We start from the raw sequence: 23,216 nt of genomic DNA, 5'->3' as shown, positions 1-23,216 counted from the left end.
CTACGGGACGTTTCACGAGGTCCGGATGTGTTTACTCCAGACCCTTCCCGAAAGAAATCTTTCACATGAACTTCCACTGTGACGTCCGCCTCACTAGGCTGTCTCTGTGCGAGAGTACCCTTACCCCCGTTCCGACGATCCCTTCGGGCTCTCCCCCGCCAAATTCCTACTCTGGCTGGCCCGCGGGCAATGGCCCACGCTACTGGGCGGTTTCTGTTTCGGCATCATCTGGATGCTGTCACAGGCCTTTGCACCGTTCGTCATCGGCAAGGCCCTTGATCTCGGCGTGGTGGGTCGCGACTTCAATGCACTGCTCTTCTGGACCGGGATATTCCTCGGGCTCGCCGTCATCCAGGCCCTCACCTCCGCCATCCGGCATCGTCTGGCGGTCAGCAACTGGCTCCAGGCCGCGCTGAGCACCAAGGAGCTGATCGGGGTCAAGGTCTCCCAGGGTGGCGAGTCGGTGGGACGGGCCGTGCCCACGGGCGAGATCGTCACGGTGGCATCCAATGACGCGCCGCGACTCGGGCAGCTTTTCGATGTGACCGCCCGGCTCTCCGGTTCGATCGTCTCGTACCTGGTGGTATCCGCGCTCGTGGCCTCCATCCACCTCCCGCTCGGGATCGCAGTGCTCGTCGGGGTGCCCGCGCTGGGCGCCCTCCTGATCTTCGTCGTGAAGCCTTTCCAGCGTCGTCAGCAAGCACAGCGTGAAGCAACCGGCAAGATGACCTCTGTGGGCGCGGACACCGTGGCCGGTCTTCGCGTCCTGCGCGGGATCGGCGGCGAGCGCATCTTCGTCAACCGTTACCGCGAGCGCTCCCAGCTCGCACGCCAGGAAGGCAATCAGGTGGCACGTTCCGTCGCCACTCTGGAAGCCTCACAGCTCTTGATCGGTGGCGCCTTCAGCGTGTTCTTCACCTTCACCGGTGCAGCACTGGCTCTCGACGGGACGATCACCACGGGGCAGCTGATGTCGCTCTACGGCTACTCGGTCTTCCTCGTCGCTCCGATCCGCACCGGCTCGGAGGCGCTCAATGTCGGCATCCGCGGCATAGTGGGTGCCCGCAAGGCCAGCAAGCTCCTGGCCGCCCCGCCCCTGGTGCACGACGACGGGACTGTCGCGGCGCCGTCGTCCGCTCCTTTGGTGGACGGTGTGAGCGGCGTCAGTGTCCCTCCGCAGGGGCGCACCGCACTGGTCTGCGCCGACCCGGCACGGTCGGCCGCCGTCCTCAAGCGGCTGGGCCGCTTCGATGATGAGGAGTCGGGCCAGGCGCGCTGGGGTGACGAGCCGCTGGCCTCCTATCCGGTGCGCGAGCTGCGGCGCCGCGTGGTGTTCAGCCAGGCCGAAGCACAGCTTTTCACCGGAAGCCTGCGCAGCGCCCTGGACCCTCAGGGCAGGCACAGCGACGAACGCATCCTTCAAGCCCTCGAATCGTCCGCGGCACTGGACATTCTGGACGCCCTGGACGAGGGGCTGGACCACGAGGTGGACGAGAAGGGCCGGAGCTTCTCAGGCGGTCAGCGGCAGCGGCTGTCCTTGGCCCGCGCTCTCCTGAGCGAATCCGAGTTCCTTCTGCTGGTGGAGCCCACAAGCGCCGTCGACGCTCATACGGAGGCGAAGATCGCCGACGGTCTGCGCACCGCGCGGGAGTCCGCAGCCCACGCCACCCTTGTCACCACCGCGAGTCCGCTCCTGCTGCACACCATGGACCGCGTCGTCTTCCTTCCCGCCTCAGGAGCCCCGCTGTCCGGCACTCACGCCGGGCTGCTGGAATCCTGTCCCGAGTACCGAATGGTCGTGATCCGCAGTGAGTAGCACGGTGGAATCCTTCGAGGATCCTCTGCTCGACGAAGAAGAGGCCCGGCACAACGTGCCGGAGGCCGCATCTGCTCTGCCCTCCCCCGGGAACCGTCTCCCGATCGCTGCCTCGGCGGCGGTCCGGACGGAAGCCGTCCGGCTCCTGAAGCGCAACCGCGGCGCCCTCGCGATCGTCATGGTGTTCTACGCCGCGGCGGCCATCACCGGCCTGGCGGGCCCCTACATCATCGGCCGCTTGGTGGACGCCATGACCACGGGCACCACCATGTCCGTGGTCACCGGGTTGAGCATGGCGCTCCTCGTCTCCGTCGTGGCGCAGGCGTTCCTGCAACGACTGGCCTCCTACCGGTCCATGGTGCTCGGTGAGAAGGTCTTCGCGGAGCTTCGGGAGGAGTTCATGGGCGAGGTCACCTCACTGCCCTTGTCCACCGTGGAGCGTGCGGGAACCGGCGACCTGCTCTCCCGCACCACCAACGACGTCGAGGCCCTCTCCCATGCGGTGCGCTTCGGCGTGCCGCGCCTGCTGGTGGCGCTGGTGACCGTCGTGCTGACCGTGGGTGCCGCATTCCTGGTCTCCCCCGTCCTGGGCCTGGCTCTGCTGGTCAGCGCGCCGTTCCTCGTGCCGATCACCCGCTGGTACCTCAAGCGTTCGGGACCCGGATACCAACGCGAACACGCCGCCTACGGCATCATCGACGGAACCATCTCCGAGGCCGCCGACGGCGCACTCACGGTGGACGCGCTCGGCCTCGGACCTCAGCGGATCTCGCGGACCCGGGCGGCCATCCGCGAAGCGTTCGAAGCGGAGCGCTACACGCTGTGGCTGCGGTCCATGCTGTTCCCCGTGACCGAGCTGGCACTCTGGCTTCCCGCGGTCGCCGTCGTTCTGTGGGGCGGTTGGCTGGTGTCCGAAGGTTCCGTCTCCGCCGGTGCCGTGGCCGCCGTCGCGCTCTATGCGGTGTCCCTCAGCGAGCCGGTCAACACACTCATCCTCTGGCTGGACGAGTTGCAGTTCGGCGCCGCCTCGCTGGCCCGCATCGTGGGGGTCAAGGAGGTGCCCGCGGATCGCACCGTGAGCGGTGAGCAGCCCGAGGGCAGCCGCATCTCGGTCAGCGGTGCGACGTTCGCTTACCGGGCAGGACGCAATGTGCTGCACGGCGTGGACCTGGAACTCGCTCCGGGCGAGCGCCTGGCCGTGGTCGGCCCCTCCGGGGCGGGCAAGTCCACACTGGGACGTCTCATCGCGGGCATCAACCCGCCCAGTTCCGGTTCCGTGACCGTCGGCGGAGTCCCCCTGGTGGATCTCCCCGTCGAGGAGCTGCGGCGCGAGGTGGCTCTCGTGACCCAGGAACACCATGTGTTCGTCGGCACGCTGGCCGACAATCTGCGGCTCGGCAAGGAGGATGCCAGCGATCAGGAACTCAGCGACGCGCTCCGGGACGTCGGTGCCGCGTCCTGGTTCGGGACATTGCCGAAGGGCCTGGAGACCGAATTGGGCTCCGGCGGTCACGTCCTGAGCCCGGCTCAGGCTCAGGAACTTGCCCTGGCGCGGCTGGTGCTCGCCGATCCGCACACCCTTGTCCTGGACGAGGCGACAAGCCTGATCGACCCGCAGGCCGCACGAAGCGTCGAACGCTCCTTGGGTGCAGTGCTGAGCGGTCGCACGGTGGTGGCGATCGCTCACCGCCTGCACACCGCACACGACGCCGACCGGGTGGCCGTGGTGGAAGACGGCAGGATCACCGAGTTGGGCAGTCACGAGGAGCTGCTGGCCCTGGACGGTTCCTACGCCGCGCTCTGGCGGTCCTGGCGCAGCGAGTGACCACCGCCCGCTGATGCGTTCACCGGGCGCGAGACATCCGGAAGGTCTGACGGCCGGGCGCCGGGCGCCAGACCGTTCGGGCGGATCGAGGCCGGCCGGGCCGGGACGTTCATGGGGGGACGTCCTGACCCGGCCCGTACCTGAGCCGGCCGACGGAGCTCAGAGAAGCCTGCGGGAGCTGCAGTTCAGTGGTCGATACAGTTCAGTGGTCGAAGAACACCAATGAGGTGTTGATGAGCTCCGCGATGACCTCCGGGTCGCCGGCGCGCCGCAAGGACTCCCGGTAGCTCTCCTTGGACAGCGAACGCGCCAGCGTCGCAAGGACCTCGAGATGCTCGGAGAACGACTGAGCCGGCGTCGCGATCAACAAGACCAGATTCGCGGGACCGTCGGCGGCGCCGAAGTCCAGGGCGTGATCGTATTTGGTGACCCCGACGGCGATGGACGGCTGAGTGACGAACTCGCTGCGTGCGTGGGGCAGGCCGATCCCTCCCGGGAGCCCGGTGGCGAGCTGATGTTCACGCGCGTTGACGCTGGCCATGAACCCGTCCAGATCGGTGACACGGCCCGCTTCGAAAAGCCGTGCGGCAAGCTGTTGGGCTGCATCCTCGCGATCAGCGGCGACCATCTCCAGGATGACCATGCCGGGCAGGGTCAGGTCGGCGTCGTAGCGGTTCAGATCCTCTGACATGGGGCGTCCTTTCTTCAAACTTCCGGCACGGCGGGCGCCCCCAGGTCCCAGGCCGACGCGAGTGGGCGTCGGCCTGCGGCTTCACCGCAACGGAACGATGTCTTCCACCCCGAGACGGGCCGCATCCGCGGACTCGTCGTCGGGCTGTTCCTGGGAGAGTCGTTCTGCCTCCACCCGGGCCAGATAGTGCTTGACTTCGCTCTCCTCCTGGGCCGGACTCCAATCGAGTACCTCTCCCATGAGTTTGGCGACCACAGGGGCCGCGGAGACTCCCCGGTCCCACGCTTCAATGGAAATCCTGGTCCTCCGAGTGAGAACGTCATGCACGTGGCGGGCGCCTTCGTGTGTGGCAGCGTAGACCACCTCGGCACCCAGATAATCATCCGCCCCGGGCAGTGGTTCCGCCAACTCGGGCCGTTCACGGATGAGATCCAGAAGTTCGCTGGTCAACGACCCGTACCGGTTGAGCAGGTGTTCCACGCGGGCGACGTGGACGCCCGCCTCGTCGGCACTGCGGTGCCGGCGGTTCCAGGCGGCTTTGAACCCTTCCGCACCGAGCAAAGGGATACTGTCCGTGCAGCTCGGCGCCACACGCTCGTCGAGACCGCGCACTGCTTCATCGACCGCGTCCTTGGCCATGACCCGGTACGTGGTCAACTTGCCGCCTGCCACGACGACCAGCCCCGGAACCGGGTGCGCGACGACGTGTTCTCTGGAGAGTTTCGCGGTCGAGTCGTTCTCACCGGCGAGCAGCGGGCGCAGACCCGCGTAGACGCCCTCCACATCCTCTCGGGTAAGAGGCCTCTTGAGAACCTTGTTGACGTGCTCCAGGAGGTAGTCGATGTCCTGGCTGGACGCGGCCGGATGGGCCTTGTCCAGTTTCCAGTCGGTGTCAGTGGTTCCGATGATCCAGTGCCGGCCCCAAGGGATCACGAACAGGACGCTCTTCTCCGTACGGAGGATGAGACCCACGGTGGACTGGAAACGGTCGCGTGGAACCACGAGGTGGATGCCCTTGGAGGCCCGCACCTTGAGCTGGCCGCGGTCCGTGACGAGCGCTTGCGTCTCGTCGGTCCAGACACCGGTGGCATTCACCACCTGCTGGGCACGGACGTCGAAGCTGCTGCCATCCTCCATGTTCTCCAGACGGGCGCCCACGACGCGTTCCCCTTCGCGGAGGAAGTCCACCACCTTGAGACGGTTGACAGCATGTGCTCCGTACGATGCCGCGGTCCGGACGAGGTTGACGACCAGACGCGCGTCGTCGACCTGCGCGTCGTAGTAGCGGATGGAACCGACCATCGCGTCGTCCTTGAGGCTCGGGGCCGCTTTGAGGGTCCCCCGTCGCGTCAGGTGCTTGTGCATGGGGACACCGCGAGCGTTTCCGCTGGTCATACCCAGGGTGTCGTAGAGAAGGATGCCAGCGCCCACGTAAGGACGTTCCACGAAACGCTTGCTCAGCGGGTAAAGGAACGGCACGGGCCTGACCAGGTGAGGCGCGATCCGCTGGATGAGCAGGCCGCGTTCCTGGAGGGCTTCGGTCACGAGTGCGAAGTCCAGCATCTCGAGGTAACGCAGGCCGCCGTGAATCAGTTTGGAAGAGCGGGAGCTGGTTCCCGAGGCCCAGTCGTTCTGTTCCACGATGCCCACTTTGAGGCCTCGGGTCGCCGCGTCGAGGGCCGCGCCGGCACCGACCACGCCGCCGCCGACAATCAGGATGTCGAGTTCCTGGCCGGGCTGGGCGGTCTCTTTGAGGGCCCGAATGGAGCGTTCGCGCTGCTCCGGACCGAGAACCTTGCTGCTGGACTGCTGACTCATGGAGGCCTCCATAGTGCGTGGCTGCAACTTTCCTCAAGCTTAGTGCGTGAGGTCCAGACCGGCGAGGGGCGCGGGGTCCCAAGCATTCTGAAACACGCCGATCCAGCCCTGCCCACAGCCCACCTACCGCCGAGTCCGCTAGTGGGGGCGTGAGTCAGCTACCCGGGGTAGCTGACTCACGGCCCGGACAGCGGACTCGGCAGGTGCAGGGCGAACGATGAGCGTTATTCGCAGGCGATGCCGTCTCCATCACGGTCCAGGCCTGCCCGATACCCCGGCTGACCTGCATAGATCGGGGCGGCCCCAGCGGCTCGGGCCGCAGCACAATTCGGGTAGTAGGACGCTGACGGAGCCTGCTGAACCGGCGCTGGGTCGTTCTTCGGTGCTTGCGGAACGAGGTAGTTGGGTTTCTGCTGCGTCGGCTGCTGAGCTTCCTCGGCGGCCTTGTTCAGCTCTTCTTCCGCAGCCTTCTGACGGGCTGTCTCTTCGGCGGCGGCATTCTTCCGGGCCGTCTCTTCCGCCTCCGCCTTTTTGCGCGATGCTTCCGCCTTGGCCGCGGTGATCGCCGCCTGGGCCTTGCGAACCTGAGCTGCGGTCAACCAGAGCGCTTTGCCCTTCTCATTCCTGAAACAGAGCAGGGCCGGATCCACGGCAAGATACTTGTCGCCGATCGTCGTGCACGTGTCGCCGGAGTGATGCAAGGCCACTCGGACCGTCGCAGTCGCAGTCGGGCACGGCTCCGGCACCGACGGCGAAGGGCTGCGCTCCGGAGCTGCCCCCATAGTGACCGTGACCGTCGCGGTCGGTTCCGGGCTGGGGCATTCGAGAGTCGGCGTCGGGCTCGACGACGGCGGTGCGGTCTTCTGGGGCAGGTCGTTGCCACAGGCTGACAGCAGAAGCGCCAATGCGACAGCGATCGCAGCGAACGACATATGGCGAATAGATCGGCGATGGGATCCCGAAATTTGAATACGACGAAAGAACATGGCCTATTTCCCCCAGAGAAATAAAGGTGCAGTGATCCGCCACTGTAGAGGAGGCCAGTATTGGTACACCAAATTAACTTCTCGTCAAGGCGTGGAGACAATGCCACAGGAGTCGCAATCCGCCCCAACATCCGCCGAGTCCGCTAGTGGGGCCGTGAGTCAGCTATCTCGGGTAGCTGACTCACGGCCCCACTAGCGGACTCGGCAGATGGTCGATCTCAGAGTTCCTACTGACCCACTCTGGCCCGGCCGATCAGGCTCTGAGCAAAGAGAACCCGGTTCATGACGTCTGCCCGGGCACCTTCTGACGCCACCGGAACCTGCTCGGTATACGAGTACGCACCCGCTTGGATGTGAACCGCGATGTATCCCCGGACCCTGCTCTCCCGGGCAAGGAGGAACAGCAGGCTCAGCAAGAAGAACCAGATGAACAGGATCACCAGGACGATCGCCCAGCCCGGAGTGTGCGTGGTGGTGGCGGTCTGGTCCGTGGTCGTCACATTGACGTCCCGAAGAGGCCAGGACCCAGCGGGCGTCACGACATGATGCTCCGTGAAGTGGACGTTGCCGATGCTGACAAGTGGCGGAGGCGGGGCCTGAAAATGTGGAGGCTGAAGGGTCATACCTCGAGACGGTAACATTCGTCATCGAAATTACATACCGACCGTCCGGGTTATTTCAATCATGACCGCGGTCCGGCTGAAACCGGCGCGCCATCGGCTGGCCCTTAACGAACGAGTCCGCTAGTGGTGCCGTGAGTCAGCTACTCGGAGTAGCTGACTCACGGCACCACTAGCGGACTCGACACGGCGCAACGTGAGGGCCTTGCAGCTGGCACGGCGCAGCGTCAGGCCTTGGCGGCTACTGACGCGGACGGACCACGACGTCGACGCGCTGGAACTCCTTGAGGTCGGAGTACCCGGTGGTCGCCATCGAACGGCGCAGCGCACCGATCAGGTTGGAGGTGCCGTCAGTGTGATGACCCGGCCCGAAGAGAACCTCTTCCAGCGGCCCGACCGTACCCATCAACGCGCGGTCTCCGCGCGGCATCTCCGGGTGATGCGCTTCGGCACCCCAATGCCAGCCCTTGCCCGGGGCCTCTTCAGCACGCGCAAGCACCGAACCGAGCATGACGGCGTCGGCACCCATGGCGATCGCCTTGACGATGTCCCCCGAGCTGCCCATGCCGCCGTCGGCGATCACGTGCACGTAGCGCCCGCCGGATTCGTCCAGGTAGTCGCGGCGTGCCGCGGCGACGTCGGAGATGGCCGAGGCCAGCGGCGAATGGATGCCGAGCGCACGACGCGTCGTCGTGGTGGCCCCTCCGCCGAAGCCGACCAGCACACCGGCGGCACCGGTGCGCATCAGATGGAGGGCCGGAGTGTATCCGGCAGCGCCACCGACGATAACGGGAACGTCGAGTTCGTAGATGAACTGCTTCAGGTTCAGCGGCTCAGTGGTCTTGGAGACGTGCTCGGCGGAGACGGTGGTGCCGCGGATGACGAAGATGTCGACACCGGCCGCGACCACGGTCTCGTAGAACTCCTGAGTCCGCTGCGGGGTGAGGGAACCGGCCACCGTGACACCGGAGGCGCGGATCTCAGCGAGACGTTGGGTGATCAGCTCGGCCTTGATGGGAGCCTGATAGATCTCCTGAAGGGTACGGATGACCACCGGGCTGGGCACTTCCGCCGTCAGCTCCGCGATGCGGTCAAGCTGAGCCTGCGGATCCTCGTACCGGGTCCACAGTCCCTCGAGATCGAGGACGCCCAGACCACCGAGTTCTCCAAGCCGGATGGCCGTGGCCGGCGACATGACCGAGTCCATGGGCGCTGCGATGACCGGCATGTCGAACTTGTAGGCATCGATCTGCCAGGAGACGCTCACGTCACGCGGATCACGGGTGCGGCGGTTGGGGACGATCGCGATGTCGTCGAGTCCATACGCGCGGCGTCCACGCTTCCCACGGCCAATCTCAATCTCGTAAGTCACGAGGTCCAGTCTACTGAGTCCAAGCGACAAGCTTCTTTCCATTCGCTTCCGCGAACGTCTGCAGCCGCACATGGGGACCTCTGCCCATCGCCCATGACACCCCGACCACCTAAGCTGGCAAGGATCCGCCCGTCACACCACTTCAGAGGAGGATGCCCATGGCACCGGGCTTCTACGGCGCAGACGTCGAGCAGCTGAAAGCCCTGTCGAAGTCGATGGGTCTGTCCGGCTCGCGTCTGAGGAACACGGAGATGCAGGTGAACAGCCTGGTGTCCGGAGTCGCCTGGAAAGGTGAAGACGGCGAGCGCTTCCGGCGCGAATGGAGCGGCACCCTGCGCCCCATGCTGCACAAGGCGTCCCAGTCACTGAGCGACGGCTCCAAGCTGCTGCTCGCTCAGGCCGATGAACAGCAGAGCGCCAGCACCAACGGTGGATCCGTGAGCGGCGGCCCGGGCGGTAGTGGACCGGGTGGACCTGGCGGCCCTGCTGGGAACGGCGGTCCCGGAGGCTCGGGTGGAGCTGGCGGCCCGGCCGGACCAGGCACCCCCGGCGCCCCCACCGGTCTGGAGGGTATCCTGTCCGTCGCTGGCAGCCCCGAATGGTGGACCGGCAATGCTCTGGTCACCGGTGCGGGCCTCTACACGGACAACCTCCTGGCCACCATGGCCAAGGGCGGCTTGGTCACCGAACTGACCAAGTGGCCCTGGCTGAGCGCCCAGTACGGCATGGCCGCCGAGACCGGCTACGTCAAGGGCACCCAGCTCCTCAACGGGACCTCCATGCTCGGCCGCCTCTCCGGCGGTCTGGGCGTGGTGACCGGCGGCCTCCAGCTGGCCCAGGGCATCTCCACCGGGAACACCGGCATGGCCATCGACGGCGGTATCTCCACCGTTCTCGCGGCCGGCAGCTTCATTCCCGGCGCCGGACCGTTCTTCGCCGTGGCGGGCATCGCCTGGGGTGGACTCGGCCTGCTGGCCACGAACCTCGGCTACGGCTCCGCCTCCGAGATGGTGGCGGACGGCGCCAAGCACGTGTGGGAAGGCACCAAGAACGTGGTCGGCGCCGTGGCGGATGGAGCCAAGAAGACCGTCGACGCCGTAGCCGACGGCGCCAAGAAGGTATGGGGCTGGCTCACCTGATGACCCGGCTTCTCTAGACTGAAACCCAGAACCGTCGACACGAAGGCTGCCATGACCACCACCACCCCAGACGACGCTCCCCTGCTCATCACCGAGCACGAACTCATCGCCCTCATCGCCCTGGCCGGGACTCCGGGCGCTCAGAAGTGCCAGACCATGTTCCGCCTGGACCATGCTGCGGGCGCTCCCCTGGAACAGGCCGGCGTGGCCACTCTGCTGGAACGTGGCCTCATGACCGTGGAGCAGAACAGCCTCCTCCCCACCGGCCCGGCCGTGGCGGTCACCGGGGTGCTGGCCAACTCGGACGCCTGGCTGGAGGTCGCTCTGGTGACCCCGGAGGCCGACCACGTCTACTTCCTCTTCGGAGCGGCCGATGGTGCCCTGGTCCTCAGCCTGAGCAAGTACGGTGTCCACGAGCTGCGCCCCCTGACGAGCTCGGACGGCATGTTCACCACGGCGGTGCAGATGGTGGACTACTACCTCGGCACGGCTCCCGACGGCCGGCCCGCCGCGGCAACCCTGCGCCGTCACCTCGCCGACGGCTCTTTCAAGTCCGTGAACGTCAAGGCCGAGGCGGATGGTTCGCTGGCACTGGCTCTGGGCGAGGGCGAGAACCTCCCGTCCACCCCCTTGGCCGTGAGCGATCTGGATGCGCGCCTGCGCGAAGGCCTCGGTCTCTGACAGCGGCATGACGGTCCCCTACCCCGCTCCGCTGGAGCAGCCCTCTCATTCACTGGACCACTGGCTGGATCCGGAGCTCGCCCGCCTGAGCCCACCGAACGCCCCGTCCCGGCTGCGGCAACTCGCCGACGCTCAGGGGACCGTGGCCGCCGGCTGGAGCAGCGCGATCGCCACCGGTCCTCTGCTGATCCTCGGCGGAGCCTTCACCACCGTCATGACGGGCAACCCCGTCGCCGCACTGGTGCTCGGCGTCCTGGGAGCCGGACTCCTCGCTCTGGGGCTGCTCCTCTGGAAACGGACCCGCTCGGCACTTCCGAACACCTCACGGACTCTGGTGTCACGCGGTCCGGGTTCAGCCCGCGGCGGCATGATCATGGCAGCCGTACTGGCGGTGCTGCTGGGCGGGATCCTCGCCGCTGTGGCACCGGGGATCGCTTCCCGGGGCATCGGCACGGTGGCGGGGCTGACGGGAGCCTACGTCCTGTTCGTGCTGCTGCTCGTGGCCTGCATCGTGATCCCGTCGGCCGTTCTGGGCCGGGCACGGGACTCCTTCCGGCGCCGGGCACAGTCGGGACAGCCTTTGCGCGCGGCTCTGGAAGCGGATCTCGCCACCTGGCGGGACCCTGTCGGCAACGCGAGCTACGGGCCCCTCTGAGCCGTCTACTGCGGACCGGCCACGCTGCCGGCCAGCCCCTCACCCCGCGAAGTAACAGTTGACGCCCCTAAAACTGGGTTTTAGGGGCGTCAACTGTTACTTCGCGGGGTGAATCAGACGCGTGACCGCCGGCGCCCTGGAACCACCGCGATGGCGAGCCCGACGACGGCGACCACCATGCTGAGCACGAGCCCCGGCTTGAACTGGGCAAGCATCGCCGCCGCATCATGCGTCGGTGAACCGCCGTGCGAGCCGGAGGTGACCAGCGCCGTCGTGACCGCAAGAACCAGCGCGGCGCCGACCTGAGTGCTGGACTGGATGAGCCCCGCGGCGAGCCCCTGCTCGTCGTCGTGGATGCCTGCGGTCGCCTGGACGTTGATAGCCGGGAAGCCGAGCGCGAATCCGACGCCGAGCAGCAGCACCGACGGCAGCACGTCCACCACGTAGTTAACCTCGGGCCCGATCCGCAGGAACCAGATGTACCCCGCGGCAAGCGCGGTCAGGCCGATCACGATGAGACGGGTGGCCCCGAAGCGGTCGATCAGTTTGTCTGCGAACGGCGCGCTGCTCACCACGAGCAGACCTGCCGGCAGCAGAGCCAGTGCCATCGCCAGCGGTGCCCAGCCGAGAACTGACTGCAGGTACAGCGTGACGATGAACTGGAAGCTCAGGTAGGAGCCGAAGAGGGCCACGGCCGCCAGATTGGCGCGCGCCACCCAGCCCTCCTTGAGGATTCCGAAACGGATCAGTGGGTGCTTGGTCCGAGTCTCCACGAGACCGAAGAGAGCCAGGATCACGGCCGAGAGGACGAAGCCGCCGATCGTGAACGGCGATGCCCAGCCGGAGTCCGGGGCCTGTACGACGGTGAAGACGAGACCCAGCATGCCGACCGCCAGGGTGAGTGCACCCCAGACGTCGTGCCCTCCTTCCGCTGCGGGACGGTCACGCGGGATGAAGCGCAGAGCCATCAGGAGCACCACGGCGGCGACGGGCACGGAGACCAGGAAGGTCCAGCGCCAGCTCAGCTCCGTCATGAAGCCGCCGACCACCAGCCCGAGCGAATAGCCGCTGGCGCCGAAGGTCGCATAGATGGAGATCGCCTTGTTGCGGGCCGGGCCTTCAGAGAAGTTGGTCGTGATGATGGAGAAGCCTGCCGGAGCGGTGAAAGCGGCGGCGAGTCCCTTGATGAAACGGGTCGCGATCAGCAGCGTGGGGTCACTCACCAGGCCGCCCAGAAGCGAGGCGAGCCCGAAGACGGTCAGCGCCACGAGGAACACCCTCCGGCGGCCGAGCAGATCAGCCATCCGACCGCCGAGCAGCAGGAGCGCACCGTAGCCCAGGACGTAGGCGGAGACGATCCACTGGAGCGCACCGGTTCCGAGACCGAGTTCATGCCCGATGGACGGAAGGGCGACACCCACCATCGAGACATCCAGCCCGTCGAGGGCCAGGACGATGCAGAGGGTCACGAGGAGCAGCCAGGTACGGCGGTTCCAGAGAAGGTCGGTGACAGCGAGACCTGCAGCCGCGGCGCGGCTGGTCCCGTTCGCTGCCACGGGAGCAGTGGTCAGTGCGGTTCCTGATTCCATGACGCCAACTTATATGACTCATCATTGAATGACAAGGAAAAAGTTTCTATGGAAAAATATTCCGTCATGGACTAAAATCGGGGCATGTCTACTACGGATCCGGAACCGCTCGTCGAGCAATGGCGCTCCGTGCAGAACTGCTACCTCAAGACCTCGAACGTCTTGGATCGCGAGCTCAGCGCCCACTTCGGCATCGGCCTCAATGACTTCGAGACCCTCGACCTGCTGGCCGAGTACGGGGATGCGGAATGCCGCATGAAAGACCTCACGCAGGTCTCCCCCATGACGCAGAGCGCCTTGAGCAAGATCGTGGACCGCCTGGAGAAGGGCGGTTATGTGCATCGCTCAGCATGCAGCAATGACCGTCGTTCGCTGGTGGTGGGCCTGACGGACGCAGGTGCCACCCTGCACCAGGATGCCTCCAAGGTGCACCGCGAAGTGCTGCAGAGCACGCTGGAGGCCTCGGCACATCCGGCCTGAGGCCCACATCTGACACGAAGTGGCAGCTGATGCCCCTAAAACTCGGTTTTAGGGGCATCAGCTGCCACTTCGTGTCAGATGGGCAGAGACTCATTGCCCAGCGGAATCACATGCGGACGGCCTTCGGAAGGCTCCGGGGTGACGAGCGCCCGCAATCCGAAGACGTCCCACAACAGTTCCTCCGTCACCACTTCGGCAGGACTCCCTTGAGCCCGGAGCGCCCCGTCCTTCATCGCGATGATCCGGTCTGAATACCTGGCCGCCAGGGAAATGTCGTGAAGCACCATGACCACGGTCCTGCCCAGCTGACGGTTCAGCGTCCGCACGAGTTCAAGGACTTCCACCTGGTGCGCGAGGTCGAGATACGTGGTCGGCTCGTCCAGTAGGAGGATGTCGCTCTCCTGCGCCAGGGCCATGGAAATCCAGGCCCGCTGGCGCTGTCCCCCGGAGAGATCGTCCAAAGCGCTGTCCGCCAAAGCCGTGATGTCGGTAGCGGCGAGCGCCGAGGCCACCGCCGCTTCGTCTCCCGCGGAGAACTGCTGATACCACCTCTGACGCGGATGCCGGCCCCGCGTGACAAGTTCGGAGACCGTGAGCCCGCTGGGAGCGAGCGGAGTCTGGGGCAGGACGGCGATGCGCTGCGCCAGTTCCCGTTGCGGGAACTCCGCCAGATCACGCCCTTCAAGAAGGACTCGTCCATGGCGCGGCCTGAGCAAGCGGGACATTCCTTTCAAGAGCGTCGATTTGCCGCAGCCGTTCGGGCCGATGATCGTGGTCACGCTCCCCTCCTCCAAGCCGAGGTTCACGCCGTGTACGACGGTACGGCCGTCGAAGCCGAGGCTCAACGCCTCCGCAACAAGGATCTGAGCCTTCACGAGGTCCTCCTTTGAGAGCGAAGCACCAATGCGATCAGCACAGGAGCCCCGAGAACAGTGGTGAGCACACCAACAGGCAAGGCGTGCGGGAGCAGGAATCCGGCCACCAGATCGGCGACGACGACGAATCCGGCTCCCAGCAAGGCGGCGACCCCCAGAGGCGGCACCACCGCGCCGCTCAGCTGGCGTGCTGCCAGCGGGCACACCAAGGCGACGAACGCCACAGGTCCGGCCAGCACAGTGCCTACCGCCGCAAGGAGCACGGACAGCAGGAGCAGAAGGGGTCTGCTCCTGCGCAAGGGCAGCCCCAGACTCCGGGAGGTGTTGTCATCAAAAGCCCCTAGGAGCAGCCACCGTCCTGCAAAGGCACTGAGCAGCAGGAAGGGGAGGGCGACAACCACCATGGGAGTGACCGTGTCCCAGTCCTTGCCATTGAGGGAACCACTCATCCAGGTCAGGGCCTGCCCAGCATTACTCACGTCCCCCAGGGTCAAGAGCCAGGTCACAAGGCTCGTCGCCAACGCCGTTGCCCCTAAGCCCACCAGGACCATCCGGTTACTGTCCAGGATCTCGCTGCCCCGTCGCATGGCCAGCAGGAACACTCCACCTCCAAACAGGAGCGCACCGGACCCGGCGGCGAGTGGCAGCCCAACGGCTGCCGCGGCACCACTGAGCCCGCCCGCTCCGCCGCCGGCGATGACCAGCACAGAGACAGCACCTAGAGAGGCTCCCGCAGTCACGCCGAGGATCTCGGGGGTCGCCAGAGGGTTTCTCGCCACGTTCTGAGTCAACGCTCCGGAGACGGCAAGACAAGCGCCCGCCACGGCACCGGCCACTGTCCGCGGAAGGCGGAACTCCGTCACCTGAAGGCTCAAGCGAGGAGAAGTCGCAGCCGAACCGGACAGCCCGGACAGTACCTCGCTGAAGGCCAAGGGACGCCCTGCAAGCATGAGGTGTGCCAGGACCGCCGCCAGGAGCACCACAGCAGCGAGGCCGGCCACAAGGAGGGGTCGTGCCCTGACCACGAGAGACACCCCGCCCACCCGAAGAGCCCATCCCGTCATAGCGCCACCAGCTTCTTACGGCGAGCCAGATAGATGAAGAATGGACCTCCGAGGACCGCCAGGAGCACCCCCACTGGCAGTTCCCCCGGCCTTGCCACCACTCGTCCCGCCGTGTCTGCAAGAAGCAACACGACCGCGCCGAGCAGCCCACCGACCGGGACCTGCCAGCGGTGATCGTGCCCGACGAGCCATCGCGTCATGTGCGGCACCAGCAGACCGGCGAAGGCGATGGGCCCGGCCAGAGTGACGGCGCAGGCGGCCAGGACGGCGATCGCCGCGACCCCAAGCATTCTGGATCTTCTGACGTCCACCCCCAGGGAAGCAGCGGCCTCCTCCCCGAGGGCCAGTGCGTTGAGTGAGCCGACGTTCAGGACCGTCAGGACGAGGCCGAGAAGAACGAAGGGAAGAATTCCGGGGATCATGCCGCCCCGCGCCGCGATGGAACCGAGTTGCCAGAACCTCAGGGTGTCCAGCGCTGCATCGTTGCTCAGGACGATCATGGACACCGCGCCGCCGGCCAAGGCGGTCACCGCGGCACCGGCCAGCACCAAGGTGACAGTGGTGACCCCGTGCCGGCTGGCCGAACCGACGGCGAACACCAGGGCACTGGCGAGCAATGCCCCGACGAACGCGAGCGCCGCCTGAACCGGCGCTGACTCGAACGCAGCGCCCCCGGTGAGTGAGCCGGTCACCACGGCCAACGCCGCCCCGGAATAGATCCCCAGCAGGCCTGGGTCTGCGATGGGGTTCCTGGTGTGCGCTTGAGTAAGGCAGCCTGCAATCCCCAAACACACGCCGACAACGAGGCCGTTGAGCGTCCTCGGCCAGCGGAGGTCACGGATCGCGACGTCGGCCTCCGAACCTGTCGGCGAGACCACCGCATGCCAGACGTCCGCCAGGCTGGATTCAAGCCCGCCGAACAGCACGCTGGCGATCAGCGCGACCCCGAGGGCCGCGCAGGCGATCAGCAGGCCCCGCACGGGCGAACGCCGTCGTCCGGTCTCGCGGCGCGATGAGCGTGACAGCTCAGCAGTGATCACCGGACCTCCAGAATAAATACGTGACAAAAATTGCACGTATTCGATCCGTGCCGCTACAGTCTAGCAACATGACTAAAGCAAGCCTTGCCTTAGTCCGAACCGGAACCTGCATGACGAGGTTCCGGGGTCCCCCCTCCCCTTTGACGAAGGCACCCATGTTCCGAACCCGATTCACGCGATCCCTGCTCGGCACGGCCGCGGCCGCCGCACTCCTCACCCTGACCGCCTGCGGTGGTTCCGCGCCGGCGGCCCCCGCTTCCGGCACCTCCGACACGCAATTCCCCAAGACGATCGAACACGCCATGGGAACCACCACGATCGAGTCCAAGCCGGTCCGGGTGGCGACCCTCGACCCGAGCTACACCGATGCCGCTCTCGCTCTGGGCGCGGACATCGCAGGCTACACCATCTACCGCAAGGGCGACGTCAGCTTCCCGGACTACCTCGGCGACGTCAGCGCCCAGACCAAGGACGCAGTCGACGTCGGTTCCCTGGCCGAGCCGAGCCTGGACAAGATCCTCGATGCGAAGCCCGATCTGATCGTCTCGGCGAAGGTCCGGCACGAGGCTCTCTACGGCCAGCTGAACAAGATCGCACCGACCGTCTTCTCCACCACGACCGGCCCGACCTGGAAGCAGAACATCGTCATGCTCGGGGACGCCCTGGGCAAAAAAGACCTGGCCGAGAAACTCATCTCCGATTACGAGGCCCGGGCGAAGAAGGTCGGCGCCGAGATCCTGGCGAAGAAGCCTGGACTCACCTACTCCTACCTGCGGTTCTCCGGAGAGGACACCGCACGGCTCTACTCCACGAACTCGTTCTTCGGCGAGATCATGAAGGACGCAGGCATCCCCCGGCCCGCGGGGCAGCCGGACTCCAAGGACACCATCTTCACCGAGCTCTCGCAGGAGAAGCTGCTGGAGGCGGACGCCGGTCTGATCGTCACCTCGGCCACCGCCTCCGGTGGCGACAAGGCGCTCAAGCTGCGGGACAAGTTCCAGGCCAACCCCTTGTGGAAGTCCCTCAAGGGAGACGTGCTCGAAGTCAGCGACACCGTCTTCGCCACCTCGGTCAGCCTCCAGGGTGCCAATGCGGCGCTGAGCAAGCTGGCAGAGCACTTCGGTGTGGACCCCCAGCTCGCCGTGAAGAGCTGACGCCCCGTCGCCACCCCGCGAACGACGACGGCGGCGGGTCACCTTTCCGGGTGACCCGCCGCCGTCGTCGTTGTTCAGGAGACTCAGCGTGAGGTGTAGTTCGGTGCCTCGACGGTCATCTGAATGTCGTGCGGGTGGCTCTCCTTGAGACCGGCCGGGGTGATGCGGACGAACTTGCCGCGTGCCTTCAGCTCGGGGATGGTCGGGGAACCGACGTAGAACATGGTCTGGCGCAGGCCGCCCACCAGCTGGTACGCCACGGAGGACAGCGGGCCGCGGTAGGCGACACGGCCTTCGATGCCCTCGGGGATGAGCTTGTCGTCCCCGGAGACGTCCGCCTGGAAGTAACGGTCCTTCGAGTACGAGGTGTTCTTGCCGCGGGTCTGCATGGCCCCCAAGGACCCCATGCCCCGGTAGCTCTTGTACTGCTTGCCGTTGACGAAGATGAGGTCGCCCGGGGACTCCTCGCAACCAGCCAGCAGCGAACCGAGCATGACGGTGTCGGCGCCCGCCACCAGGGCCTTGCCGATGTCGCCCGAGTACTGCAGGCCGCCGTCGGCGATCAACGGGACACCGGCCGGCTTGGCCGCCTTGGCGGATTCGTAGATCGCGGTAATCTGCGGAACACCGACGCCTGCGACCACGCGGGTGGTGCAGATGGAACCCGGACCGACTCCGACCTTGATACCGTCGGCACCGGCGTCGATGAGTGCCTGAGCACCCTCACGGGTGGCGGCCTGGCCACCGATGATGTCCACGTGCGCCGCGGCCTTCTCCTTCTTCAGGCGGGAGATCATCTCCAGCACGCCCTGGGAGTGACCGTTGGCCGTGTCCACGAAGAGCGCGTCGACGCCGGCCTCCACGAGGGTCATCGCACGCTCCCAGCCGTCACCGAAGAATCCGATCGCGGCGCCGACACGCAGGCGGCCTTCCTCGTCCTTGGTGGCGAGAGGGTACTGCTCAGCCTTGGTGAAGTCTTTGGTGGTGATGAGCCCCTGAAGACGGCCGTCGGCGTCCACCAGGGGAAGCTTCTCGATCTTGTTCTTGGCAAGCAGATCCGATGCCTCTTCGCGGCTGATGCCCACGCGGCCCGTGATGAGCGGCATCTTGGTCATGATGTCGCGGACCAGACGGCTCGAGTACTCGCTCTCCGGCACGAAGCGGGTGTCGCGGTTGGTGATGATGCCCAGCAGGCGGTTGTCGCCATCCACCACCGGGAGTCCGGACACGCGGTAGCGGGCGCAGAGCTGGTCCAGTTCCAGGAGTGTGGCGTCCGGGCCGATCACGAGCGGGTTGGTGATCATGCCGGACTCGCTGCGCTTGACGCGATCGACGTGATCGGCCTGATCCGCGATGGCCAGATTGCGATGGATGACGCCCAGGCCGCCTTGGCGTGCCATGGCGATGGCCATGCGGGACTCGGTCACGGTGTCCATGGCCGCCGAAAGCAGCGGGGTCTGGACCGTGATGCGCTTGGAGATGCGGGAGGAGGTGTCGGCCTCGGAGGGGATGACGTCCGTGTGCCCGGGGAGGAGCAGGACGTCGTCGTAGGTCAGGCCGATGAGTGCGAACGGATCGTGTTCGGGGGTGGTCATGAGTGCGACTCTTTCGGGGTTACCGGGTGGGTGTGCAGCAGATGACCAGCCAGTCATTACGGGTCTGGTCCGTGCGTGGTGGATTTAATTCTAAACGCGCAGGACGGGCTACCCGTTCCCCCGGAGAGGGGTGACGTTCACCACCTGAAGAGACGGGCGAACTCCGTGGCGAAGGGGGTGGCCAGAGTTTCGACGAAAGTCTGGGTCAGATGGTTGGAGTCCAGGAAGACCCGGACGTTGCCGACCACGGGCGGACACTCGCTGGGCGTGCAGATGTAGTTGCTGAGGTCCATGAACGTGGTGTTCTTCAGAGAGCCTTGCAGGGAGGCATAGGCGGGGGTCTGGGACAGCACGTCGCTGCGGTTCAGCAGGCACGACGGGTTGTCCATGCCTTTGGACAGAGCACATTCAGCGAGATTCTTGCTGGAGCGCGGGTTGTCCCGGATACCCAGCAGCTTGATGCCCTGGTGGTCCAGATCCCGCGCCATCTGGGTGAACCCGAGGCTCATCTCCTCCTGGGGAGAGTCCGGCGTCGACTGAGTCGCCATGGTGATCACCAGATCCGGCTTCACCTGCGAGATGTACTGGCGGAGGTCGCCGTTGAATTCGTCGCATTCCTCATTGCCGGTGAGCTCCAGCGGGGAATACGGGCACCCGCCCTTGACGTCCGCGATCAGGTTCCAGTGCTCCTTCTCCGCCAGCGGCTTGATGGCGGCGAGCATCTGCTGCGCGTGGGAGTGCCCCACAACGAGCACCGTCTTACTGGCCGGTCCGTCCGGCGTCTGCATGGCACAGTTGCGGATCACTTCATCGCCGACGGCGGGCTGGAAGTCCCCTGCACAGCTGCCGTCCAGCGTCGTCCAGTCGTTGCCGACCCGTTCGGGCCGCGGCACGACAGTGGACGTGGGCTCATCCATGGGCACGTAACCAGGATCCAGGCTCGTGGCCCCCGGATTGGTGGCCGTGGACACACTCACCGGTGTGAGTGATTTCGCCGAGTAATCCGCGCGCCACGCGGTCAGCGGCACGGCCGCACAAAGGACGAACGCCACGGTGGCGAGGACCGCGTTCCGGGTCCGGGTCTCCGGCCAGGACCAGCTGCGCAGCGGCTTCTCGACGAAACGCGTGGTGAGGACGGCGAGCACCAGGGAGAATGCGATGACTCCCAGCCCCAGCAGGAATCCCGCCGAGTCCCGGTCGGCGACGATCAGGGTCAAGGTCAGGACGGGCCAGTGCCAGAGATACAGGGCATAGGAGTTGCCTCCGAGCCGGGTCAGCGGGGCGGAACTGAGGATCCGGTCCACGCCCCAGCGCGAGCCGCTCGCTCCCGCCACGATCACCGCGGAGACCGCGAGCGTCGGCCATAGTGCGACATACCCGGGGAACACGCCTTGGACGTCCAGCACGAAACCGCAACTGAGCATGGCCACGACCCCTGCCCAGCCCAGGAACACCCGCACGCCTCGTGCCGGGTTCAGATACGGGAGCAGGAGGGCCAGCAGACTGCCCAGAGCGAATTCCCAGAGCCTGGAGAAGGTGTCGAAGTAGGCCAGCAATTGGTGTGAGGCCGTGTACTGCACCGAGTGAATGAAGGACGCCAGGAAGATCACGGCGAACACCGCGAGCAGGATGCCCCGGTAGTTCCATTTCATCTTCCGGGCCAGCACGGCGCACAGCACGAAGATCAGCGGCCAGAGGATGAAGACCTGCCCCTGGATGGACAGGGACCAGAAGTGCTGGAAGGGGCTGGCCAGGGAGTGATCCGCGGCGTAGTAGTCCACGGCTTGGCTTTGCAGTGCCCAGTTCTGGACATAGAAGAGGGAGGCCAGCCCTTGTCCGATGACTTCGGCCCAGCGGGTGGCGGGGACCAGGAACCGGGATGCCAGGAGCACTGCCACGATGACCAGGACGGCGGCCGGGAGGAGCCTCCGGAAGACGTGCAGATAGTGCTTGGGCAGGTTCACGCGCTGCCCTTTGTCGAAGCGCCGGGTGAACTGCATGGTCATCAGGAACGCGGAGATCAGCAGGAAGGCGTCCACGCCGCCGGAGACCCGCCCGAACCAGACGTGATAGGTGACCACCATCAGCACGGCCAGGGCCCGCAATCCCTGGATCTCCGGGCGGAAGGAACGCAGCCCGTTCCGCACGGTCGCCGTCGTCGAACCGGCGGCCGTCCCGCCCGTGGTCTGCACTGAAGTCTGGGTCATGATCTCGCTGAGTCGTGTATCGGTTCGCCTGCCGGAAGGATGGCCGTTATCTCACCGTTACATTCTAGCCTGTGCGTCCGCTGTGCGCCCACTCGGGGCCTCCCGACCTACTCCGCACTCTTGACTAGTGCGCATTGCATAGTAGTGTCGTGTGCAGAAGAAGCACGCAAGTTCACCAGAGGTGAGAGAGGGGGATCCGTGGAAACCACACAGCTGCTCAAAGGCGTCCTGGACCTCGCGGTCCTGGCCGTACTGGACCGGGAGGACGGCTACGGTTACGACGTCGTCCGTCGGCTCCGCGCGGCAGGGCTGGAAGAGGTCGGTGACGCCTCGGTCTACGGCACACTGCGCCGCCTCTACAACGGGGGCGCACTCAGCAGCTACGTCGTGCCCTCCGATGGGGGCCCGCATCGGAAGTACTACGGCATCAACGCGCAGGGCAAAGCCCTGCTGGAGGTCCAGGCCAAAGGATGGCAGGACTTCTCACGCAGCATGGACCTGCTGATCTCCGGAGCTCCGCTCCCCGGCACCCGCACCACCGAAACCATCCAGGAGACGGAATGAGCACCACAGGAATCACGGGCATGCCGGCAGCCATCGCCGACTACGCCGCGGCAGTCCGCCGTGAGCTCGGCGACCTGCCGAAGCACGACGTCGACGAGCTCACCGAAGGCCTCGACGCCGACCTCCTGGAGCAGTTCCGTGAGTCCGGGACGCCGCCGCTGGAATCGCCGGCCGCCTACGCGGCGGAACTGCGGACGTCCGCCGGGTTCGGACCCAGGACGGCGAGCCGGTCCGGTGCGGCGCGCGGCCTCACCGCCGCGTACCGGGAGGCGGTCACCAAGCTCCGCCTCGCCGCAGACCGGTACCCCCTCCTCCGGGCCGCCTGGGACTTCCTCGTCCTGCTGCGACCGCTCTGGTGGGTGGTGCGTGCCTGGACGGTGTACCAGATCTTCGCGTCGGCGTGGGGATCAGGGGTCCCCCGCTTCGTCTTCCCGCACGGACCGTTGACCTGGGCGTTCTTCATCCTCTGCGTGGTACTGAGCGTCAGCTGGAGCACCAGGGTCCTTCGGCCCGGGCAGTGGCCGGCCCGGCTGCGGACGATCACCAATGTGGTGACGGTCGCCGCTTCCCTCGTAATGGTCCCCCTGGCCATCGCGGTCGCGAACAGCACCGAGGCGTACACCGGGTACACGCCTCCCGGCGGACCGTGCACCGTTTACGACGGAGTCTGCCACAACGGCTCGGTGGTCGGACCGCTGTTCGTCTACGGGCCGGATGGATCGCGCCTGGAGAACGTCAGATTCTTCAGCTACGACGGGTCCACCGTTCCGGTGGATCTGGCCCCGGCGGAAGATCCCGGGCCGTGGACCGTGGCTCCGCGCAGCACGTCCGGAGCCTCGACCCCGGACATGAGCCCCGCGCCCAGCCCAACCACACCGGGCAGCGCCGTGCCCGGCAACGGGACGACTTCCGCGCCGATCTCCCCCGCGCCGTCGTCGTCGGTCACCCCGGCCCCGAAAGCGAGCGCCACGGCCGGGCGCTGAGCCCTTCCCCGCTGAAGACACGAAAAGCCCGGATCCATTGGGGGGATCCGGGCCTTTCCGTG

Annotated in this window: 20 protein-coding genes; 9 read left to right on the top strand and 11 right to left on the bottom strand. The window is 66.3% G+C overall.

Going from position 1 to position 23,216, the window contains the following annotated elements:
* The first annotated feature begins 106 nt into the window (after window positions 1–106).
* Together ACIPXZ_RS01295 and ACIPXZ_RS01290 are read left to right on the top strand one after the other, a co-directional pair.
* Window positions 107–1,816: an ABC transporter transmembrane domain-containing protein gene (locus tag ACIPXZ_RS01295; RefSeq protein ID WP_400590314.1), complete on the top strand. Its 1,710-nt coding sequence runs from the start codon at window positions 107–109 to the stop codon at window positions 1,814–1,816.
* Between the two features lie 55 nt (window positions 1,817–1,871).
* The gene (locus tag ACIPXZ_RS01290) at window positions 1,872–3,641 is read left to right on the top strand and encodes an ABC transporter ATP-binding protein (protein WP_400590598.1); all 1,770 of its coding nucleotides are present in this window, start codon (window positions 1,872–1,874) and stop codon (window positions 3,639–3,641) included.
* A 202-nt stretch (window positions 3,642–3,843) separates the two neighbouring features.
* On the opposite strand, the gene ACIPXZ_RS01285 is transcribed toward ACIPXZ_RS01290, so the two are convergent.
* From ACIPXZ_RS01285 to ACIPXZ_RS01265, 5 genes are all read right to left on the bottom strand, one after another.
* Window positions 3,844–4,332: a PTS sugar transporter subunit IIA gene (locus tag ACIPXZ_RS01285; protein WP_400590312.1), complete on the bottom strand. Its 489-nt coding sequence runs from the start codon at window positions 4,330–4,332 to the stop codon at window positions 3,844–3,846.
* Between the two features lie 81 nt (window positions 4,333–4,413).
* Window positions 4,414–6,150, bottom strand: coding sequence for a glycerol-3-phosphate dehydrogenase/oxidase (locus tag ACIPXZ_RS01280; protein ID WP_400590310.1), 1,737 nt, complete (start codon window positions 6,148–6,150; stop codon window positions 4,414–4,416).
* 224 nt (window positions 6,151–6,374) lie between these two features.
* Window positions 6,375–7,082, bottom strand: coding sequence for an excalibur calcium-binding domain-containing protein (locus tag ACIPXZ_RS01275; RefSeq protein WP_400590308.1), 708 nt, complete (start codon window positions 7,080–7,082; stop codon window positions 6,375–6,377).
* 281 nt (window positions 7,083–7,363) lie between these two features.
* A complete protein-coding gene (locus ACIPXZ_RS01270; RefSeq protein WP_400590306.1) occupies window positions 7,364–7,675 on the bottom strand; it encodes a hypothetical protein in 312 nt (103 codons plus the stop codon).
* A 322-nt stretch (window positions 7,676–7,997) separates the two neighbouring features.
* Window positions 7,998–9,128, bottom strand: coding sequence for a GuaB3 family IMP dehydrogenase-related protein (locus tag ACIPXZ_RS01265; RefSeq protein ID WP_400590304.1), 1,131 nt, complete (start codon window positions 9,126–9,128; stop codon window positions 7,998–8,000).
* A gap of 152 nt (window positions 9,129–9,280) precedes the next feature.
* On the opposite strand from ACIPXZ_RS01265, the gene ACIPXZ_RS01260 reads away from it, so the two are divergent.
* The 3 genes from ACIPXZ_RS01260 to ACIPXZ_RS01250 are packed head-to-tail and all read left to right on the top strand — an operon-like array spanning window position 9,281 to window position 11,603.
* The gene (locus ACIPXZ_RS01260) at window positions 9,281–10,267 is read left to right on the top strand and encodes a hypothetical protein (protein ID WP_400590302.1); all 987 of its coding nucleotides are present in this window, start codon (window positions 9,281–9,283) and stop codon (window positions 10,265–10,267) included.
* Window positions 10,268–10,318: 51 nt separating this feature from the next.
* Window positions 10,319–10,948, top strand: coding sequence for a hypothetical protein (locus ACIPXZ_RS01255; protein WP_400590300.1), 630 nt, complete (start codon window positions 10,319–10,321; stop codon window positions 10,946–10,948).
* A gap of 7 nt (window positions 10,949–10,955) precedes the next feature.
* Window positions 10,956–11,603, top strand: a complete 648-nt coding sequence (locus ACIPXZ_RS01250; protein WP_400590298.1) for a hypothetical protein — start codon at window positions 10,956–10,958, stop codon at window positions 11,601–11,603.
* Window positions 11,604–11,716: 113 nt separating this feature from the next.
* On the opposite strand, the gene ACIPXZ_RS01245 is transcribed toward ACIPXZ_RS01250, so the two are convergent.
* Window positions 11,717–13,192 (bottom strand): MFS transporter, encoded by a 1,476-nt coding sequence (locus ACIPXZ_RS01245; RefSeq protein WP_400590296.1) that lies wholly within the window; start codon window positions 13,190–13,192, stop codon window positions 11,717–11,719.
* Between the two features lie 84 nt (window positions 13,193–13,276).
* Here ACIPXZ_RS01245 and ACIPXZ_RS01240 point away from each other — a divergent pair, with 84 nt between their 5' ends.
* Complete coding sequence (locus tag ACIPXZ_RS01240) at window positions 13,277–13,672, top strand: MarR family winged helix-turn-helix transcriptional regulator (protein ID WP_400590294.1); 396 nt, start codon at window positions 13,277–13,279, stop codon at window positions 13,670–13,672.
* A 74-nt stretch (window positions 13,673–13,746) separates the two neighbouring features.
* On the opposite strand, the gene ACIPXZ_RS01235 is transcribed toward ACIPXZ_RS01240, so the two are convergent.
* The 3 genes from ACIPXZ_RS01235 to ACIPXZ_RS01225 are packed head-to-tail and all read right to left on the bottom strand — an operon-like array spanning window position 13,747 to window position 16,651.
* Complete coding sequence (locus ACIPXZ_RS01235) at window positions 13,747–14,547, bottom strand: ABC transporter ATP-binding protein (protein WP_400590292.1); 801 nt, start codon at window positions 14,545–14,547, stop codon at window positions 13,747–13,749.
* Window positions 14,544–15,611 carry a FecCD family ABC transporter permease gene (locus ACIPXZ_RS01230; protein ID WP_400590290.1) on the bottom strand — a complete coding sequence of 356 codons (1,068 nt, stop codon included), beginning with the start codon at window positions 15,609–15,611 and terminating at the stop codon, window positions 14,544–14,546. The genes ACIPXZ_RS01235 and ACIPXZ_RS01230 overlap by 4 nt, the downstream gene beginning before the upstream one ends.
* Window positions 15,608–16,651: a FecCD family ABC transporter permease gene (locus tag ACIPXZ_RS01225; RefSeq protein WP_400590289.1), complete on the bottom strand. Its 1,044-nt coding sequence runs from the start codon at window positions 16,649–16,651 to the stop codon at window positions 15,608–15,610. Before ACIPXZ_RS01225 ends, ACIPXZ_RS01230 begins: the two co-directional genes overlap by 4 nt.
* Window positions 16,652–16,806: 155 nt before the next feature.
* Between ACIPXZ_RS01225 and ACIPXZ_RS01220 the strand changes: the two genes are divergently transcribed.
* The gene (locus ACIPXZ_RS01220) at window positions 16,807–17,805 is read left to right on the top strand and encodes an ABC transporter substrate-binding protein (RefSeq protein WP_400590287.1); all 999 of its coding nucleotides are present in this window, start codon (window positions 16,807–16,809) and stop codon (window positions 17,803–17,805) included.
* A gap of 83 nt (window positions 17,806–17,888) precedes the next feature.
* On the opposite strand, the gene guaB is transcribed toward ACIPXZ_RS01220, so the two are convergent.
* Both guaB and ACIPXZ_RS01210 read right to left on the bottom strand, forming a co-directional pair.
* Window positions 17,889–19,400, bottom strand: a complete 1,512-nt coding sequence (gene guaB / locus ACIPXZ_RS01215; RefSeq protein WP_400590285.1) for an IMP dehydrogenase — start codon at window positions 19,398–19,400, stop codon at window positions 17,889–17,891.
* Window positions 19,401–19,537: 137 nt separating this feature from the next.
* Entirely contained in the window at window positions 19,538–21,607 is a 2,070-nt protein-coding gene (locus ACIPXZ_RS01210; RefSeq protein ID WP_400590283.1) for an acyltransferase family protein, read from the bottom strand.
* A gap of 198 nt (window positions 21,608–21,805) precedes the next feature.
* Here ACIPXZ_RS01210 and ACIPXZ_RS01205 point away from each other — a divergent pair, with 198 nt between their 5' ends.
* Both ACIPXZ_RS01205 and ACIPXZ_RS01200 read left to right on the top strand, forming a co-directional pair.
* A complete protein-coding gene (locus ACIPXZ_RS01205; protein ID WP_400590282.1) occupies window positions 21,806–22,171 on the top strand; it encodes a PadR family transcriptional regulator in 366 nt (121 codons plus the stop codon).
* On the top strand, window positions 22,168–23,154 hold the full coding sequence (locus tag ACIPXZ_RS01200) for a hypothetical protein (RefSeq protein WP_400590280.1): 987 nt from the start codon (window positions 22,168–22,170) through the stop codon (window positions 23,152–23,154). Before ACIPXZ_RS01205 ends, ACIPXZ_RS01200 begins: the two co-directional genes overlap by 4 nt.
* The last annotated feature ends 62 nt before the right edge of the window (window positions 23,155–23,216 follow it).

Origin of the sequence: Arthrobacter sp. NPDC090010 (assembly GCF_044748305.1) — a bacterium.
Taxonomy (GTDB): domain Bacteria; phylum Actinomycetota; class Actinomycetes; order Actinomycetales; family Micrococcaceae; genus Arthrobacter_E.
This window is presented reverse-complemented; position numbering and strand designations above follow the sequence as displayed.

Bases quoted from the DNA above. Each gene is read 5' to 3' on its own strand.
- ACIPXZ_RS01285 (WP_400590312.1), bottom strand. From the start codon at position 4,332: ATGTCAGAGGATCTGAACCGCTACGACGCCGACCTGACCCTGCCCGGC.
- ACIPXZ_RS01280 (WP_400590310.1), bottom strand. From the start codon at position 6,150: ATGAGTCAGCAGTCCAGCAGCAAGGTTCTCGGTCCGGAGCAGCGCGAA.
- ACIPXZ_RS01275 (WP_400590308.1), bottom strand. From the start codon at position 7,082: ATGTCGTTCGCTGCGATCGCTGTCGCATTGGCGCTTCTGCTGTCAGCC.
- ACIPXZ_RS01260 (WP_400590302.1), top strand. From the start codon at position 9,281: ATGCCCATGGCACCGGGCTTCTACGGCGCAGACGTCGAGCAGCTGAAA.
- ACIPXZ_RS01255 (WP_400590300.1), top strand. From the start codon at position 10,319: ATGACCACCACCACCCCAGACGACGCTCCCCTGCTCATCACCGAGCAC.
- ACIPXZ_RS01250 (WP_400590298.1), top strand. From the start codon at position 10,956: ATGACGGTCCCCTACCCCGCTCCGCTGGAGCAGCCCTCTCATTCACTG.
- ACIPXZ_RS01245 (WP_400590296.1), bottom strand. From the start codon at position 13,192: ATGGAATCAGGAACCGCACTGACCACTGCTCCCGTGGCAGCGAACGGG.
- ACIPXZ_RS01240 (WP_400590294.1), top strand. From the start codon at position 13,277: ATGTCTACTACGGATCCGGAACCGCTCGTCGAGCAATGGCGCTCCGTG.
- ACIPXZ_RS01230 (WP_400590290.1), bottom strand. From the start codon at position 15,611: ATGACGGGATGGGCTCTTCGGGTGGGCGGGGTGTCTCTCGTGGTCAGG.
- ACIPXZ_RS01220 (WP_400590287.1), top strand. From the start codon at position 16,807: ATGTTCCGAACCCGATTCACGCGATCCCTGCTCGGCACGGCCGCGGCC.
- guaB (WP_400590285.1), bottom strand. From the start codon at position 19,400: ATGACCACCCCCGAACACGATCCGTTCGCACTCATCGGCCTGACCTAC.
- ACIPXZ_RS01210 (WP_400590283.1), bottom strand. From the start codon at position 21,607: ATGACCCAGACTTCAGTGCAGACCACGGGCGGGACGGCCGCCGGTTCG.
- ACIPXZ_RS01200 (WP_400590280.1), top strand. From the start codon at position 22,168: ATGAGCACCACAGGAATCACGGGCATGCCGGCAGCCATCGCCGACTAC.